This window comes from Pseudomonas sp. B21-036, from assembly GCF_024748925.1.
GTDB lineage: Bacteria > Pseudomonadota > Gammaproteobacteria > Pseudomonadales > Pseudomonadaceae > Aquipseudomonas > Aquipseudomonas palmensis.
In genome coordinates this window covers 1021494-1037456 of sequence record NZ_CP087178.1, presented here as the reverse complement: position 1 = coordinate 1037456, position 15963 = coordinate 1021494, and the positions used below count along the sequence as shown (strand labels likewise).

17 protein-coding genes and 1 tRNA gene are annotated in these 15963 nt (G+C 60.4%); 3 read left to right on the top strand and 15 right to left on the bottom strand.

Annotated features, from left to right (window positions below):
- Positions 1-13: 13 nt before the first annotated feature.
- The 7 genes from hscB to trmJ all read right to left on the bottom strand — a co-directional run bounded on the left by hscB (position 14) and on the right by trmJ (position 4789).
- The gene (hscB, locus tag LOY33_RS04555; RefSeq protein WP_043864465.1) at positions 14-535 is read right to left on the bottom strand and encodes a co-chaperone HscB; all 522 of its coding nucleotides are present in this window, start codon (positions 533-535) and stop codon (positions 14-16) included.
- Positions 536-543: 8 nt separating this feature from the next.
- Positions 544-867: an iron-sulfur cluster assembly protein IscA gene (gene iscA, locus LOY33_RS04550; RefSeq protein WP_043864464.1), complete on the bottom strand. Its 324-nt coding sequence runs from the start codon at positions 865-867 to the stop codon at positions 544-546.
- A 28-nt stretch (positions 868-895) separates the two neighbouring features.
- Complete coding sequence (gene iscU / locus LOY33_RS04545; RefSeq protein WP_002552476.1) at positions 896-1282, bottom strand: Fe-S cluster assembly scaffold IscU; 387 nt, start codon at positions 1280-1282, stop codon at positions 896-898.
- A 46-nt stretch (positions 1283-1328) separates the two neighbouring features.
- Positions 1329-2543: an IscS subfamily cysteine desulfurase gene (locus tag LOY33_RS04540; RefSeq protein WP_043864463.1), complete on the bottom strand. Its 1215-nt coding sequence runs from the start codon at positions 2541-2543 to the stop codon at positions 1329-1331.
- Between the two features lie 43 nt (positions 2544-2586).
- Positions 2587-3078 (bottom strand): Fe-S cluster assembly transcriptional regulator IscR, encoded by a 492-nt coding sequence (iscR, locus tag LOY33_RS04535; RefSeq protein ID WP_043864462.1) that lies wholly within the window; start codon positions 3076-3078, stop codon positions 2587-2589.
- 154 nt (positions 3079-3232) lie between these two features.
- Positions 3233-4015 carry a serine O-acetyltransferase gene (cysE, locus tag LOY33_RS04530; protein WP_054916605.1) on the bottom strand — a complete coding sequence of 261 codons (783 nt, stop codon included), beginning with the start codon at positions 4013-4015 and terminating at the stop codon, positions 3233-3235.
- Complete coding sequence (gene trmJ, locus LOY33_RS04525) at positions 4016-4789, bottom strand: tRNA (cytosine(32)/uridine(32)-2'-O)-methyltransferase TrmJ (RefSeq protein WP_058541550.1); 774 nt, start codon at positions 4787-4789, stop codon at positions 4016-4018. It abuts the gene before it with no gap.
- A 145-nt stretch (positions 4790-4934) separates the two neighbouring features.
- Between trmJ and suhB the strand changes: the two genes are divergently transcribed.
- Together suhB and LOY33_RS04515 are read left to right on the top strand one after the other, a co-directional pair.
- Positions 4935-5753: an inositol-phosphate phosphatase gene (gene suhB, locus LOY33_RS04520; protein WP_043864459.1), complete on the top strand. Its 819-nt coding sequence runs from the start codon at positions 4935-4937 to the stop codon at positions 5751-5753.
- A gap of 106 nt (positions 5754-5859) precedes the next feature.
- Positions 5860-7079, top strand: a protein-coding gene (locus LOY33_RS04515; RefSeq protein WP_152644058.1) for an IS3 family transposase whose coding sequence is annotated in 2 segments (ribosomal slippage) — positions 5860-6208 and positions 6208-7079 — 1221 coding nt in all. Because the reading frame shifts where the segments join, the coding sequence is not laid out codon by codon here.
- A 92-nt stretch (positions 7080-7171) separates the two neighbouring features.
- On the opposite strand, the gene LOY33_RS04510 is transcribed toward LOY33_RS04515, so the two are convergent.
- The 6 genes from LOY33_RS04510 to queA form a co-directional block, all read right to left on the bottom strand.
- Positions 7172-7720, bottom strand: a complete 549-nt coding sequence (locus LOY33_RS04510; RefSeq protein ID WP_043864458.1) for a glycine zipper 2TM domain-containing protein — start codon at positions 7718-7720, stop codon at positions 7172-7174.
- Between the two features lie 121 nt (positions 7721-7841).
- Positions 7842-8753, bottom strand: a complete 912-nt coding sequence (secF, locus tag LOY33_RS04505) for a protein translocase subunit SecF (protein ID WP_043864457.1) — start codon at positions 8751-8753, stop codon at positions 7842-7844.
- Positions 8754-8762: 9 nt separating this feature from the next.
- Positions 8763-10631: a protein translocase subunit SecD gene (gene secD / locus LOY33_RS04500; RefSeq protein WP_043864456.1), complete on the bottom strand. Its 1869-nt coding sequence runs from the start codon at positions 10629-10631 to the stop codon at positions 8763-8765.
- A 63-nt stretch (positions 10632-10694) separates the two neighbouring features.
- A complete protein-coding gene (gene yajC / locus LOY33_RS04495) occupies positions 10695-11036 on the bottom strand; it encodes a preprotein translocase subunit YajC (RefSeq protein WP_043864455.1) in 342 nt (113 codons plus the stop codon).
- Positions 11037-11087: 51 nt separating this feature from the next.
- Complete coding sequence (gene tgt, locus LOY33_RS04490; RefSeq protein WP_162484886.1) at positions 11088-12203, bottom strand: tRNA guanosine(34) transglycosylase Tgt; 1116 nt, start codon at positions 12201-12203, stop codon at positions 11088-11090.
- A gap of 14 nt (positions 12204-12217) precedes the next feature.
- On the bottom strand, positions 12218-13267 hold the full coding sequence (gene queA, locus LOY33_RS04485; RefSeq protein WP_043864453.1) for a tRNA preQ1(34) S-adenosylmethionine ribosyltransferase-isomerase QueA: 1050 nt from the start codon (positions 13265-13267) through the stop codon (positions 12218-12220).
- 108 nt (positions 13268-13375) lie between these two features.
- On the opposite strand from queA, the gene LOY33_RS04480 reads away from it, so the two are divergent.
- A tRNA-Leu gene (locus tag LOY33_RS04480) sits at positions 13376-13460 on the top strand.
- Positions 13461-14008: 548 nt separating this feature from the next.
- On the opposite strand, the gene LOY33_RS04475 is transcribed toward LOY33_RS04480, so the two are convergent.
- Positions 14009-14569, bottom strand: coding sequence for a hypothetical protein (locus LOY33_RS04475; protein ID WP_143516664.1), 561 nt, complete (start codon positions 14567-14569; stop codon positions 14009-14011).
- A gap of 455 nt (positions 14570-15024) precedes the next feature.
- Positions 15025-15930 carry a LysR family transcriptional regulator gene (locus LOY33_RS04470; protein ID WP_088515308.1) on the bottom strand — a complete coding sequence of 302 codons (906 nt, stop codon included), beginning with the start codon at positions 15928-15930 and terminating at the stop codon, positions 15025-15027.
- Positions 15931-15963 lie beyond the last annotated feature (33 nt).

Genomic DNA, 15963 nt, shown 5'->3' with positions numbered 1-15963 from the left:
CGGCGCCACCGGGTTAATCGTCGAGGCGCTCTTCCAGCTGGCGCACTTCATAGGCGAGCTTGTCGAGGAACTGCATGCGGCGCATCAGGCGCTCGGCCTGTTCACGCTGCGCAGCATCCTCCCAGCAGGCGGCGAAGTCCTCGTTGAGTGCTTCCTGGGCGACCTTCAGGCGGCGCTTGAACGCGGCCACGCCATCGAGGTCGGCACTGTCCTGCAGGTCTTCGAGCTCTTCTCGCCATTGCATCTGCTGGAAGAGGAACTCGGGGTCGTGGACAGTGACTTCCTGCGGCACTTCGTGGCCCCCCATCGCCAACAGGTAGCGCGCCCGCTTGGGCGCACTCCTGAGGGTCTGGTAGGCGTCGTTGAGGCCGGCCGAGCGCTCCAGCGCCAGGCGCTGTTCACGCTCGGGGGCATCGGCGAAGCGGTCCGGGTGAACCTCGCGGGCCAGCTCGCGATAGCGCGCGGCCAGCTTGTCGAGGTCCAGGCGAAAGCCCGGCTGCAGGTCAAACAGGGCGAAATGACAAGGAGTACCCACGCGCAGCCTCAGACGTTGAAGCTTTCGCCGCAGCCACACTCACCGCGCACGTTGGGATTGTTGAACTTGAAGCCTTCGTTCAACCCTTCCTTGACGAAATCCAGTTCGGTTCCGTCCAGGTACACCAGGCTTTTCGGGTCGATGATCACCTTGACGCCGTGACTTTCGAACACCTGGTCCTCGCTGTCCGGCGCATCGACGAACTCCAGCACGTAGGCCAAGCCCGAGCAGCCGGTGGTGCGAACGCCCAGGCGAATGCCGTCACCCTTGCCGCGTCCTTCGAGGGAGCGCCGCACGTGGTTGGCGGCGGCTTCTGTCATGCTGATAGCCATCGAGACTCCTTACCTGCAACAGGCGAACTTAGAGCAAACCTTTCTTCTGCTTGTAATCGCGCACGGCCGCCTTGATGGCGTCCTCGGCGAGTACCGAGCAGTGGATCTTCACCGGCGGCAACGCCAGTTCTTCGGCCAGCTGGGTGTTCTTGATGGTTTCGGCTTCGTCCAGGGTCTTGCCCTTCATCCACTCGGTAGCGAGGGAGCTGGAAGCGATGGCCGAACCACAGCCGTAGGTCTTGAACTTGGCATCTTCGATGACGCCCTGCTCGTTGACCTTGATCTGCAGGCGCATCACGTCGCCGCACGCAGGCGCGCCGACCATGCCGGTACCGACATCCGGGTCCTCGGCATTCATCTTGCCGACGTTGCGTGGGTTTTCGTAGTGGTCGATGACCTTTTCACTGTAAGCCATGGTGCTATTCCTTCCTCATCAGAGAGCCGCTCTTGCTGGCGACTACTTAGTGCGCAGCCCACTCGATCTTGGAGATGTCGACGCCGTCTTTGTACATATCCCACAGCGGCGACAATTCGCGCAGCTTGGTCACGGCCTCGCAGACCTTCTGCGCGGCGTAGTCGATTTCTTCTTCGGTGGTGAAGCGACCGAAGGTGAAGCGGATCGAGCTGTGCGCCAGTTCGTCGTTGCGGCCCAGGGCGCGCAGCACGTAGGACGGCTCGAGCGATGCCGAGGTGCACGCCGAACCCGAAGACACTGCCAGGTCCTTGAGGGCCATGATCAGCGACTCGCCTTCGACGTAGTTGAAGCTCAGGTTCAGGTTGTGCGGAATACGCGCGGTCATGCTGCCGTTGATGTACAGCTCTTCAAGGTTCTCGACCTGCTTGTAGAAGCGGTCGCTCAGGGCCTTGATACGCAGGTTCTCGCTGGCCATCAGCTCCTTGGCGATGGCGAAGGCTTCGCCCATGCCGACGATCTGGTGGGTAGCCAGGGTGCCCGAACGCATGCCGCGCTCGTGACCGCCGCCGTGCATGGTGGCTTCAAGACGCACGCGCGGCTTGCGGCTGACGTACAGCGCGCCGATGCCTTTGGGGCCGTAGGTCTTGTGCGCCGAGAACGACATCAGGTCGACCTTCAGCTTCTGCAGGTCGATCTCGACCTTGCCGGTGGACTGCGCGGCATCGACGTGGAACATGACGCCACGCGAGCGGGTCAGTTCGCCGATGGCGGCGATGTCGTTGATGGTGCCGATTTCATTGTTCACGTGCATGATCGACACCAGGATGGTGTCTTCACGCAGGGCTGCCTCGACCATGGCCGGGGTGATCAGGCCATCGGCGCCCGGCTCGATGTAGGTGACTTCGAAGCCTTCACGTTCCAGCTGACGGGTGCTGTCCAGAACGGCCTTGTGCTCGATCTTGGAGGTGATCAGGTGCTTGCCCTTGGTGCCGTAGAAGTGCGCGACGCCCTTGATTGCCAGGTTGTCGGACTCGGTGGCGCCACTGGTCCAGACAATTTCCCGCGGGTCGGCGTTGACCAGGTCGGCGACCTGGCGGCGAGCGTTCTCGACCGCTTCTTCGGCTTTCCAGCCAAAGACGTGGGAACGCGAGGCCGGGTTACCGAAGTTCCCGTCGACCAGCAGGCAATCGCTCATCTTCTGGGCGACACGTGGGTCGACCGGGGTGGTCGCGGAGTAATCGAGGTAGATCGGCAACTTCATTGAATATCTCCTATCAGGCGGGCTCATCGCGCAGTCGAAACGGTCATTCGACGGCGGATGTCTCAATCTTGTCCAGATGCGGTGTCCGGCCCGCCATGCGGCGCAGGTCCTGACGCTGGGCGACTTCTTGCACCTCACGGCGAGTAACAAGGTCAGCCAGGCTGATACCGCTCAGAAATTCGTGAATCTGCTGGCTGAGATCACACCACAAGTGGTGGGTCAGGCAGGTATCGCCAGCGTGGCAATCACCCAGGCCCTGGCAGCGTGTAGCGTCGACCGATTCGTTGACCGCATCGATCACCTGGGCTACCTGGATGCTTTCCATCACGCGCGACAGCTGGTAGCCGCCGCCTGGACCGCGCACACTGGAAACCAGACTGCTGCGACGCAGCTTGGCAAACAGCTGCTCCAGATAGGAAAGGGAGATGCCTTGGCGCTCGGAAATGTCGGCCAGGGACACCGGCCCGTTTTGCGCGTGCAACGCCAGGTCAAGCATGGCAGTCACGGCGTATCGGCCTTTTGTAGTCAGTCGCATGGCTATTTGGTACCACGGGAGTTACGGGATGTGTGCGAGTATGCGATTCCCGAGCATTTAAGTCAACTATAAGACCTACTGCTTTAGTCGGGATTGCGCCTGAGAGGCGGCGCAGAGTGTAGCAAAGTCGGGCGCGCCAGCGCACGCCCTTCTGTCAATGCGTCGACGCGTCGCTGCGGGCGTCGGCCTTCACGTCCGCGAAGTCTTCGTCACGCAGGGCCGGCAGTTCCTTGGCGCAGTAGTCGCTACCCAGGTTCTTGAGCGCACCGCACATGTCCTCCAGGCGCCCGTCCACCGCTTGCAGGTGGTCGAGCAACTGGCCGATGGCGCGGGCCACCGGGTCGGGCATGTCTTCGCTCACGCCGTAGGCGTCGAAGCCGATCTTCTCGGCCATGGCCTTGCGCCGGGCCTCCTGCTCGGCGTCGGACTTGACGATGATACGCCCCGGGATGCCCACCGCCGTGGCGCCGGCCGGCACCGCCTTGGTGACCACCGCATTGGAGCCGATCTTGGCCCCCGCCCCCACGGTGAACGGGCCCAGCACCTTGGCGCCGGCCCCCACCACCACGCCGTCCTCCAGGGTCGGGTGGCGCTTGCCCTTGTTCCAGCTGGTGCCGCCCAGGGTCACGCCCTGGTACAGGGTCACGTCATCGCCGATCTCGGCGGTTTCGCCGATCACGATGCCCATGCCGTGGTCGATGAAGAAGCGCCGGCCTACCTTTGCACCGGGGTGAATCTCGATGCCGGTCATCCAGCGACCGAAGTTGGACACCAGCCGCGCCAGCCACTTCCAGTCCCGTACCCACAGGGCATGCGCCGCGCGGTGCAGCCAGATCGCATGCATGCCCGGGTAGCAGGTCAGCACTTCAAAGGCATTGCGCGCCGCCGGGTCACGGTGGAAAACGCTTTGGATATCTTCACGCAGACGCTCGAACATTTACTGATCCTTCCGCTTGTGCGCATCGCCCCGGGCCGCTTTCTGGGTTTCGGTGAGGATGCCGCGCAAAATGCTTATTTCCGATCGACTCACCGCGCTGCGCCCGTACAGGCGACGCAAACGCGGCATCAGGTGCTTGGGCTTGGTCGGGTCGAGAAAGCCGATGTCCACCAGCGCGGACTCCAGGTGCTGGTAGAACAGCTCCATTTCGTCCATGGTCGCCAGCTCTGCGCTGCGCACCGAGGCCACTTCGACCTTCTCGACTTTCGACGCCTGCCCGTCGGCTGCCAGCCAGGCCATGCGCACTTCATAGGCCAGGACCTGGACCGCAGCCGCCAGATTCAGCGAACTGAAATCCGGGTTGGACGGGATATGCACGTGATAATGACATCGCTGCAGCTCGTCGTTGGTCAGGCCGGCATGTTCACGGCCGAACACCAGCGCCACCTCGGCACCCTCGCCTGCCTGCTCGACGACCTTGGCGCCGCATTCGCGCGGATCGAGCAGGGGCCACGGGATGCGCCGGTCGCGGGCACTGGTGCCCACCACCAGGGTGCAGCCCACCAGCGCATCCTCGAGCGTGGCCACCACCTCGGCACCCGCCAGCACGTCATCGGCGCCGGAGGCACGGGCACTGGCCTCGTGGGAAGGAAAGTCGTTCGGCTCGACCAGCACCAGGCGCAACAGGCCCATGTTCTTCATGGCGCGCGCAGCCCCGCCGATATTGCCGGGGTGACTGGTATTGACCAGGACGACACGAATTCTTGGCAGCACGGGCACGGCTCACAGACACGGAAGGAAGGGAGCAAATCTTACAGAAGCGACCGGCATTACGCTATGAAAGCAAATGTCGCCCTTCTTCGTTCAAAGTTTTCTGCTAGAATGTTCGGCTTTCTTTAACGACCCAGGTGAAACGTCCATGCAGCCCATGCTGAATATCGCGCTGCGCGCCGCCCGCAGCGCCAGTGAATTGATTTTCCGCTCCATCGAGCGCCTGGATACCATCAAGGTAGATGAGAAAGACGCCAAGGATTACGTCTCCGAAGTCGACCGCGCGGCGGAAAAAGTCATCGTCGACGCCCTGCGCAAGGCGTACCCGAACCACTCCATCTACGGTGAAGAAACCGGCCTGCACGCTGGCAACGGCGAAGAAGGCAAGGACTACCTGTGGGTCATCGACCCGCTCGACGGTACCACCAACTTCCTGCGTGGCGTCCCTCACTTTGCCGTGAGCATCGCGTGCAAGTACCGCGGCCGCCTGGAACACGCCGTGGTCCTCGACCCGGTACGCCAGGAAGAATTCACCGCCAGCCGTGGCCGTGGCGCCCAGCTCAATGGTCGCCGCCTGCGCGTCAGCGGTCGCACCAGCCTGGACGGCGCCCTGCTGGGTACCGGCTTCCCGTTCCGTGACAACCAGATGGATGGCCTGGACAACTACCTGGGCATGTTCCGTGCCCTGGTCGGCCAGACCGCCGGCATCCGCCGCGCCGGCGCCGCGAGCCTGGACCTGGCCTACGTGGCCGCCGGCCGCTTCGATGCGTTCTGGGAGTCGGGCCTGAGCGAGTGGGACATGGCTGCAGGCGCACTGCTGATCCAGGAAGCGGGCGGCCTGGTGAGCGACTTCACCGGTGGTCATGACTTCCTCGAGAAGGGCCACATCGTTGCCGGCAACATCAAGTGCTTCAAGGCGGTGTTGACGGCGATCCAGCCGCACCTGCCGGCTTCGCTGAAGCGCTGAGTTTCAGCCGGGCAATAAAAAAGCACCCTTCGGGGTGCTTTTTTGTGGCTGGTGTCCCGTCCTGAATAAGGTTTACACCTCCCATCCCGAATTTCCGGAGAGTCAGATGGAGCAAGGTGTAAAGCGCACACAGCGTGATTACTCACTGTCTTTTAAATTGGCGGTGGTTGATCAGATTGAAAAAGGCGAACTGACCTACAAGCAGGCCCAGGTGCGGTATGGCATCCAGGGACGGTCGACGGTTCTGGTATGGTTGCGTAAGCACGGTCGGCAGGATTGGAGCCAGGGGGCCTCGATCCGCGACGAGAGGAGCTGCGCGATGTCTGACCCCAAAACGCTCACTCCAGAGCAGCGGATCAAAGAGCTTGAGCAGCAGCTTGAGCTGATGAGCCAGAAGGCCCAGTTCTTTGAAACGGTCGTTGATGTTCTGAAAAATGACTATGGTGTCTCGGTCGTAAAAAAGCGATCCGGCAAGTCCTCTCGCAAGGTCAAGTCGCAGGACTGAGCATTGCCAGGGCTTGTCAGTTTCTAGGCATCAGTCGACAGGCTTACTACAAGCGCAACCGAGCTGCTGATGGCAAAGAGCGCCAGGCAGATCGGGTGGTTCAGTTTGTTCAGCAAGTCCGGCTGCGCCAGCCCCGTCTGGGTACCCGTAAGCTGCACTATTTGCTGCATTGCCAACCTGACAAACGATTCCAGGTCGGCCGAGATAGACTGTTTCAGGTCTTGGGAGAGCGCCGTTTGCTGGTACTGCCCAAGCGGGCATACCACAAGACAACACAGAGCTTTCATCGCTTCTACCGCCATCCCAACTTAATCAAGCCCGGTCCAAGCCAAGTCGTTCCGACAAGGCCGGAGCACGTCTGGGTTGCCGACATTACTTATCTGCCCGCACGCAACGGCCCGCTGTACCTGAGCCTGGTAACGGACGCGTACTCCAGGAAAATTGTTGGTCACCACGTCCATGAAAGCCTGCATGCCGAGTCAGTAGCGCAAGCCTTCAAGCAGGCCTTACGAAAGCGACGTCGTCGCCAGCCATTAGTCCACCATTCGGATCGAGGCATCCAATATTGCTCGGCGCTATACCAGTCACTGCACCAACGGCACGGCGTTCAGTGCTCCATGACTGATGGGTATGACTGCTACCAGAACGCGCTGGCTGAGCGAATCAACGGAATCCTCAAGATGGAGCTGCTGTTGAGTAGCCCTGAAGATCTGGAGCAAGCGAGGCAGATGGTTGATGAGGCAGTACAGATCTACAACACAGAACGGCCCCATATGGCCCTGAAAAACAAAACGCCCGATGCGGTGCATCGGGCGTTTTGAGGCCTATCGGCCTACCTGAACAGGTGTAAACCTATTTCAGGACTAGACATGGCTTTCGGGCCTCTTCGCCGGCAAGGCCGGCGAAAGGGTCATCACTGCCCAGGCTGCGCCTGCGTCAGTACCAACTTGCCATTCTCGTCCAGCGGGATCTGCGAACCCGGGTCGCGCTCCATGCGCACCTGCCCGGCCTTGTCGCCAATCGAATACTTCACGTCGTACCCCACCACCTTCTCGCTCAGGTCATTGACCGTGTTGCAGCGGGTTTGCGTGGTGGTGTAGGTATCGCGGTTCTGCATGCCTTCCTGCACCTTGTTGCCGGCATAGCCACCACCGACGGCACCGGCCACGGTCGCGATCTTCTTGCCATTGCCGCCGCCGATCTGGTTACCCAGCAACCCACCTGCCACGGCGCCCAGCACGGTACCGGCGATCTGGTGCTGATCCTTCACCGGCGCCTGACGGGTCACCGTGACATCCTTGCAGACTTCCCGTGGCGTCTTGACGGTCTGCTTGACCGGCTGCACCGACGTCACCTGCGCGTATTGCGGCCCGCCCTTGACCAAGCTGTAGGTAGCCACGGCACCTCCGGCAGTGACACCGACAGCACCCAGCACCGCACCCACCAGCATTGACTTGTTCACGTGAACCTCCTGATTTACCTGCGGGAACACGCCCGCGCTTCTCCCAGCCTTGGAGCATAAAAAAAGGCGCGAGTTCAATACTCGCACCTTCTTGTACCGCTCAGGACAGTGGCAAAAAGCCTTATGGACGCTCGTCCACACCCTCGGTTTTCACCGGCGGGATCAGGTCTTCACTGTTCAGGTTCAGCCAGATCAGCACCACGTTGGCGATGTAGATCGACGAGTAGGTACCGGCCATTACACCGATGAACAGTGCCAGCGAGAAGCCCCACAGGTTGTCACCACCGAAGAACAGCAGTGCCGCGATCGCCAGCAAGGTGGACACCGAGGTGGCCACGGTACGCAGCAGGGTCTGGGTGGTCGAGACGTTGATGTTCTCGATCAGCGAAGCCTTGCGCATCACGCGGAAGTTTTCCCGTACCCGGTCGAACACCACGATGGTGTCGTTGAGCGAGTAGCCGATGATCGCCAGCACCGCCGCCAGCACCGTCAGGTCGAAGGTGATCTGGAAGAACGACAGGATGCCCATGGTCACGATCACGTCGTGCACCAGCGACAGGATGGCGCCCACCGCAAACTTCCACTGGAAGCGGAAGGCCAGGTAGACCAGGATGCCGCCCAGCGCCAGCAGCATGCCCAGGCCGCCCTGGTCACGCAGTTCCTCGCCCACCTGCGGGCCGACGAACTCGACACGCTTGACCGTGGCCGGGTTGTCGGTGCTGATCTTCTGCAGCGCCTCGGCCACCTTGTTGCCCAGCATCGGGTCGTCGCCCGGCATGCGCACCAGCAGGTCGGTGGTAGCACCGAAGCTCTGCACCACGGCATCGTGGAAGCCGGACCTGACCAGCTCTTCACGAACCTCGCCAAGGTTGGCCGGGCGCTCGTAGGTCAGCTCGATGAGCGTACCGCCGGTGAAGTCCAGGCCGAAGTTGAGCCCTTTGTAGAACCAGCTGAACAGTGCCAGCACAGTCAGCAGCAGGGTGACGCCGAACGCGACGTTCCGCACACCCATGAAGTTAATGGTACGTAACATGGCAGCCCCTTATACCCACAACTTCTTGATATCCCGCCCACCGCAGGTCAGGTTGACCATTGCGCGGGTGACCATGACGGCCGTGAACATCGAGGTGAAAATCCCGAGGGACATGGTAACCGCGAAGCCCTTGACCGGACCGGTACCCATGGCGAACAGGATGCCGCCCACCAGCAGGGTGGTCAGGTTGGCATCGACGATCGCGGTGTAGGCACGGTTGAAGCCTTCGTGGATGGCGCGCTGCACCGACATGCCATTGGCCAGTTCTTCACGTATGCGCGAGAAGATCAGTACGTTGGCGTCGACCGCCATACCCATGGTCAGCACGATACCGGCAATGCCCGGCAGGGTCAGCGTAGCCCCCAGCAGCGACATCAGCGCCAGCAGCAGCACCATGTTGCCCGCCAGGGCGATGGTGGCGATCAGGCCGAAGGCACGGTAGATGGCCATGATGAACAGCGACACGAACAGCATGCCCCACAGCGATGCATCGATACCCTTGGTGATGTTGTCGGCACCCAGGCTCGGGCCAATGGTACGTTCTTCGGCGAAGTACATCGGCGCCGCCAGACCACCGGCACGCAGCAGCAGGGCCAGTTCGGACGACTCACCCTGGCCGTTCAGGCCGGTGATGCGGAACTGGCTGCCCAGCGGCGACTGGATGGTCGCCAGGCTGATGATGCGCTTCTCTTCCACGAACGACTGCACCGGCACGTCTTTCTCGACACCGTCGACCATCTGCTTGACGTAGCGGGTAACCGGACGCTGTTCGATGAAGATCACCGCCATGCTGCGCCCGACGTTGCTGCGCGTGGCGCGGCTCATCAGTTCGCCGCCGTGGCCATCCAGGCGGATGTTCACCTGCGGGCGACCCTGCTCGTCGAAGCTGGCCTGGGCGTCGGTGACCTGGTCACCGGTGATGATCAGGCCACGCTCGACCGCTGCCGGTGGGCGACCGCCCTCACGGAACTCGAAGGTCTCGGTAGTGGCCTTGGACGCACCCGGCTCGGCACCCAGACGGAACTCCAGGTTCGCGGTCTTGCCCAGGATACGCTTGGCTTCGGCGGTGTCCTGCACGCCTGGCAGCTCGACCACGATGCGGTTGGCACCCTGGCGCTGAACCAGTGGCTCGGCCACACCCAGTTCGTTGACGCGGTTACGTACCGTGGTCAGGTTCTGCTTGATCGAGTATTCACGGATTTCCGCGACCTTGGCCGGGGTAATCGCCAGACGCAGCACCGACAGGCCGTTACGCTCGGTGGTGGTCAGCTCGAAATCGTTGAAATTCTTGCGGATCAGGCTGCGAGCCTGTTCGCGGGACTGGTCATCGGAGAAGCCCAGTTGAATGCCGCCATCTTGCTGCGGCAGGCTGCGGTAGCGCACACGCTCCTTGCGCAGCAGGCTTTTGACTTCGCCCTCGTACACCTTCAGACGTGCCGCCATGGCCTTGTCCATGTCCACTTCAAGCAGGAAGTGCACACCACCGGACAGGTCCAGGCCCAGCTTCATAGGGCTTGCACCCAGGTTGCGCAGCCATTGCGGAGTGGTCGGAGCCAGGTTCAGTGCAACGACGTAGTCGTCACCCAGCGCCTTGCGCACAACGTCCTTGGCAGGCAGTTGGTCGTCCTGTTTGGCCAGACGCACCAGTGCGCCCTTGCCCTTCTCGCCCAGGCTTGCACCCTTGACCACGATACCGGCGTCGGCCAGTGCCTTGGTGGCACGGTCCAGGTCGGCCTGGCTGACCTGCAGCGCCGTGCTGGCACCACTGACCTGAATAGCCGCGTCGTCAGGGTAGAGGTTGGGAGCGGAATAAATAAAACCGATCGCCAGTACCGCCAGGATCAGTGCGTATTTCCATAGAGGATATTTGTTCAGCATCACGCCGCCCGTTCAAGACGCGGGGCGCCTTGCGCGCCCCGTCGATTGTAGAAAATCTGAAACTTAGATCGCTTTGAGCGTGCCCTTGGGCAGGGTCGCGGCAATAGCACCCTTCTGGAACTTCAGTTCCACGGTGTCGGACACTTCCAGCACCACGAAGTCATCGGCCACTTTGACGATCTTGCCGGCAATACCGCCGTTGGTGACAACTTCGTCACCTTTCTGCAGGTTGCTCAGCAGGTTCTTCTGCTCTTTGGCGCGCTTGGCCTGTGGACGCCAGATCATCAGGTAGAAGATGACCAGGAAGCCGACCAGGAAAATCCACTCGAAGCCGGTACCGGCTGGGCCGGCGGCAGCTGCCGGGGCTGCTGCGTCCGCGTAAGCGGCAGGAATCAGAAAGCTCATTTAGCACTCCAAGTTGCAAGTTGTTGTACGTGTGTCAGGTTCGACAGAACATCAATCCAAGGGCGGCACAGGCAGCCCGCGCTTGGCGTAAAAGGCATCGACAAAGGCGGCCAATGTACCCTGTTGAATAGCCTCGCGCAAACCAGCCATCAGGCGCTGGTAATGACGCAAGTTGTGGATGGTATTCAACATGCTGCCCAACATTTCGCCGCATTTATCCAGGTGATGCAGATAAGCGCGGGAGAAGTTCTGGCAGGTGTAGCAGTCACAGGTCGGATCCAGTGGCGAATCATCATGGCGATGGAACGCGTTACGGATTTTAAGCACGCCGGTATCGACAAACAGATGACCGTTGCGCGCATTGCGCGTGGGCATCACGCAATCGAACATGTCGACGCCGCGGCGCACACCCTCAACGAGATCTTCCGGCTTGCCTACCCCCATAAGGTAACGAGGTTTGTCAGCCGGCATCATGCCCGGCAGGTAGTCCAGCACCTTGATCATCTCGTGCTTGGGCTCGCCCACCGACAGCCCGCCAATGGCCAGGCCGTCGAAGCCGATCTTGTCCAGGCCCTCGAGCGAACGCTCGCGCAGGTTGCGGTGCATGCCGCCCTGCACGATGCCGAACAGCGCCGCGGTGCTGTCGCCGTGGGCGTTCTTGGAGCGCTGGGCCCAGCGCAGCGACAGCTCCATGGAGATGCGCGCCACATCTTCATCGGCCGGGTACGGGGTGCACTCGTCGAAAATCATCACCACGTCCGAGCCCAGGTCGCGCTGCACCTGCATCGACTCTTCCGGGCCCATGAACACCTTGGAGCCGTCCACCGGGGATGCGAAGGTCACGCCCTCCTCCTTGATCTTGCGCATCGCGCCCAGGCTGAACACCTGGAAGCCGCCGGAGTCGGTGAGGATCGGGCCCTGCCACTTCATGAAGTCGTGCAGGTCGCCGTGGGCCTTGATCACCTCGGTGCCCGGGCGCAGCCACAGGTGGAAAGTGTTGCCCAGGATCATCTGCGCGCCGATGGCCTCGATGTCGCGCGGCAGCATGCCCTTGACCGTGCCATAGGTGCCCACCGGCATGAAGGCCGGGGTTTCGACCACACCCCGGGGGAATGTCAGGCGGCCGCGACGGGCCTTGCCGTCGGTGGCCAGCAACTCGAAGGACATACGACAGGTGCGACTCATGCTTGATCCTCGGGCCCGCGTGGCGCCGGATTGCGGGTGATGAACATGGCATCACCGTAACTGAAGAAGCGGTAGCCGTTTTCCACCGCTGCGGCGTAGGCAGCCATGGTCTCGGGGTAACCGGCGAAGGCCGAAACCAGCATCAGCAGCGTGGATTCGGGCAAATGGAAGTTGGTCACCAGGGCGTCGACCACGTGGAACGGGCGGCCCGGGAAAATAAAGATGTCGGTATCGCCGCTGAACGGCTTGAGCGTACCGTCGCGCGCCGCGCTTTCCAGCGAGCGCACGCTGGTGGTGCCGACCGCGATCACCCGCCCGCCGCGCGCCCGGCATTCGGCCACGGCGTCCACCACGTCCTGGCCCACTTCGAGCCACTCTTTATGCATGTGGTGATCTTCGATGCGTTCCACGCGCACCGGCTGGAAGGTGCCGGCGCCCACGTGCAGGGTGACGAAGGCGGTGCTCACGCCCTTTTCGGCGATCTTGCCCATCAGCTCTTCATCGAAGTGCAGGCCGGCGGTGGGCGCGGCGACGGCGCCGGAGCGCTGCGCATAGACCGTCTGATAGCGCTCGCGGTCGGCGCCTTCGTCGGGGCGGTCTATATAAGGAGGCAACGGCATGTGGCCGACGCGGTCGAGCAGTGGCAGCACCTCTTCGGTGAAGCGCAGCTCGAACAGCGCGTCGTGGCGCGCGACCATCTCGGCTTCGCCGCCGCCGTCGATCAGCAGCTGGGTGCCTGGCTTGGGCGACTTGCTCGAGCGCACGTGGGCGAGCACGCGATGGCTGTCGAGCACACGCTCGATGAGGATCTCCAGCTTGCCGCCGGAGGCCTTCTGGCCGAACAGTCGGGCCGGGATCACCCGGGTGTTGTTGAACACCATCAGATCGCCCGGGCGCAGGTGCTCGAGCAGGTCGGTGAACTGGCGATGCGCGAGCGCGCCGGTAGGCCCGTCGAGGGTCAACAGCCGGCTGCTGCGCCGTTCAGCCAGTGGATGGCGGGCGATCAGGGAATCTGGAAGCTCAAAGGAGAAATCGGCGACGCGCATGATGGTGATCGGTTTGACAGGGCCGCAAAGTTTAGCGGAAAGCGGCAAAATTGACCATGAAAGCTGATTGACCAACGGTAGGCGCCTCACTATACTTCGCCGCCACAAGCCCTGATGGCGGAATTGGTAGACGCGGCGGATTCAAAATCCGTTTTCGAAAGGAGTGGGAGTTCGAGTCTCCCTCGGGGCACCATACAAATCCTTGTAAATCAAGGGCTTAGAGAAGGGGTAGAAAGAAATTTCTACCCCTTTTTCTATTCAGAAAATCTGTTCTTCTCAAACCCATTTCCCTCGGAAAATGCGGCCCCAAAGCGTCACATCACGCGAAGTCAAGATCATACAAACCCACAAAAATCAATAGATTTTATGGGTATTCAAAAACCTTCGCGTCTCCGGCAAGGTCGTTTTTTGTGGTTGAACGTGTTCAAGCATGAAAATTGAGCACGGGTCTAACCCTAACTTTTAATTTTTGACAGCTACCATCCAACCCTACATATATTTTCAATCTACCATTGACACAATATTTCGTTGCATTAAGCCATTATTTGACTGTCATCGAAATTAAAAGACCGAACAAATCAAGCATTCAACAATGCTTGGCAACTGTATAGCAGGCATTGAAAAGGCCACCTTGAAGGGCAGCCTGATAGTTATCGACCATTATACGAACGCGGTCTATCTTCTCTTCATCGACCTCAAATCAACAAAAACACTGATGTGCTTTATTGTCGTTTACACATTTCAAAAAACAGTGCCATCATCCAAGGCAGACTTCAACTCGCTCTTGTAATTACTCTTATTAAAACTGTCGACTTTCTTGTAAGTATTCAGCTTTTCAGGAGAGCGATATTGCGTATCACTTGCGAACGATTGAAAGGTGTCATCGTCAACCATTCTTATATGCATTTGAAGCTCCCTTGAATCATAGCCATAAAACTCAACAAAACCGGGAATTTGACTTTGACGTGCAACCATCAACGCTTCTTTGACTGGCTTGTCATAGAGATAGAATGTAGCAGTCACCATAATGGCACCCCCGGATTCCGTATTGTTCTTACCGAATTGGGGATTCACATAAGGGGTGAACACGACCCCACCATCCATAGCCTTGGTTTGTCCTAGCCATTTACGTTCTTTAATCGCACTGATTGTCTTATTGATAGGTCCAGAATACTCAACGCTTCTTCTGTCTTTATCAAGCTCGACGTGTTCAAAGGTTTCTGCTGATGCTGTGCACGCAAAAGCGGCAACCAACGATGCCAGCACAAAGCTTTTAATTTTTTCCATCTTTTCCTTATCCATTCAGTTGAATCGCGAGAGCCAAGTCTTGCTGGTAAGGCAAAATGCTATCACCATTTGAGCAATAGTTAAACGCCAGCATTCCAACATCGCGGGGATGCAATATATTTAAGACTGGAACTTGCATGCTAGTTCTTCAAATGCTTTCCTTCGGAATACCTGTCAACAGTCATCCGCAACAAACCCTCTGCTTTATGACCTACCCATGAAATGATGACAAGGTTTTTTACATCTGCACGCTCCAATGTAGCAATTGCGGTTTTTCGTATGCGGTGGAAAACACATCGCTTATCACAGCCCAACTCTGTTTTGGATGTGCTTACCGAGTGGCTTCCAAACCCATTACTATTTCGATGTACATAGCCGTCCAACGACGACTACGCAACACCCATAAAGCCCACTGACTGCGGGCTTTTTAGTCTCTGGGGTTTCATCCCCTTCCCTGGCAAGTCAACGCTTCAGCGCCAACAATCCAATTGCCCCTGCGCACGAGTGCTGAAGATCGTCAGCAGCTCGCCCAGTGTATGCGGTGGCGGTTCGGCAGCGCGGGTCACCGCGTACAGGGTGATCGGCAACGCTGGAGCCAGGGGGCGAATGGCGGTGGCCCCAGGCGACGCGCTGAGGGCGGTGAAGGGATCGATCACCGCCAGCCCTGCACCGGATTCGACCATCGCCCTGGCCAGTGAATAGGTTTGCACCGCGATGCTCACCCGTGGCGGCGGCTCTACCGCCTCGAGATAGCTGTCGAGGCGGGCCGACAGCGGATCGGCACTGGACAGCCCGATCAGCGGCGCGTCGGCCAGGGCCTGCAGCGGCAGCGGCTGGCCTTCTTCCTCCTGGGGCCAGTAACCGGCCGGCGCCAACGCCACCAACACCCCACAGGCCAGCGCCTGGGCCTTGAGCCCCGGGTGATCGGGTAGTTGCAGGGTCAGGGCGACATCGATTTCGCGCATCAGCAGGTTCTGCACCAGCTCGCGGCTATGGGCACTGGACAGCTCGCAGGCGATCTCCGGATAACGTTGCGTCCATTCATGAATGGCCGGCGGCAACAACGACAGGGCCAGTGCCGGGGTCGCGCCGATCCGCAGGCTGTGGCCCGGCTCGCGGCGCAGGCTCTGGGCCAGGCGTCGCACCCCTTGCAGGCTTTCGGTGACCTTGTCGACCTCACGCTCCAGCTCCAGCGCTTCCGGGGTGGCCTGGAGTTTGCCGCGCACCCGTAGAAACAACGGGAAACCCAGATGCTGCTCAGCGTGTTGCAGCACTTTGGTCACGGCGGGTTGGGAGACGTGCAGTAACTGCGCGGCAGCGCTGACCGACCCGGTCTGACGGATGGCCTGGAAGATCTCGATGTGGCGAAGGCGCATGGCGAGTCCATAACCTTTGTTTATGGGATGACC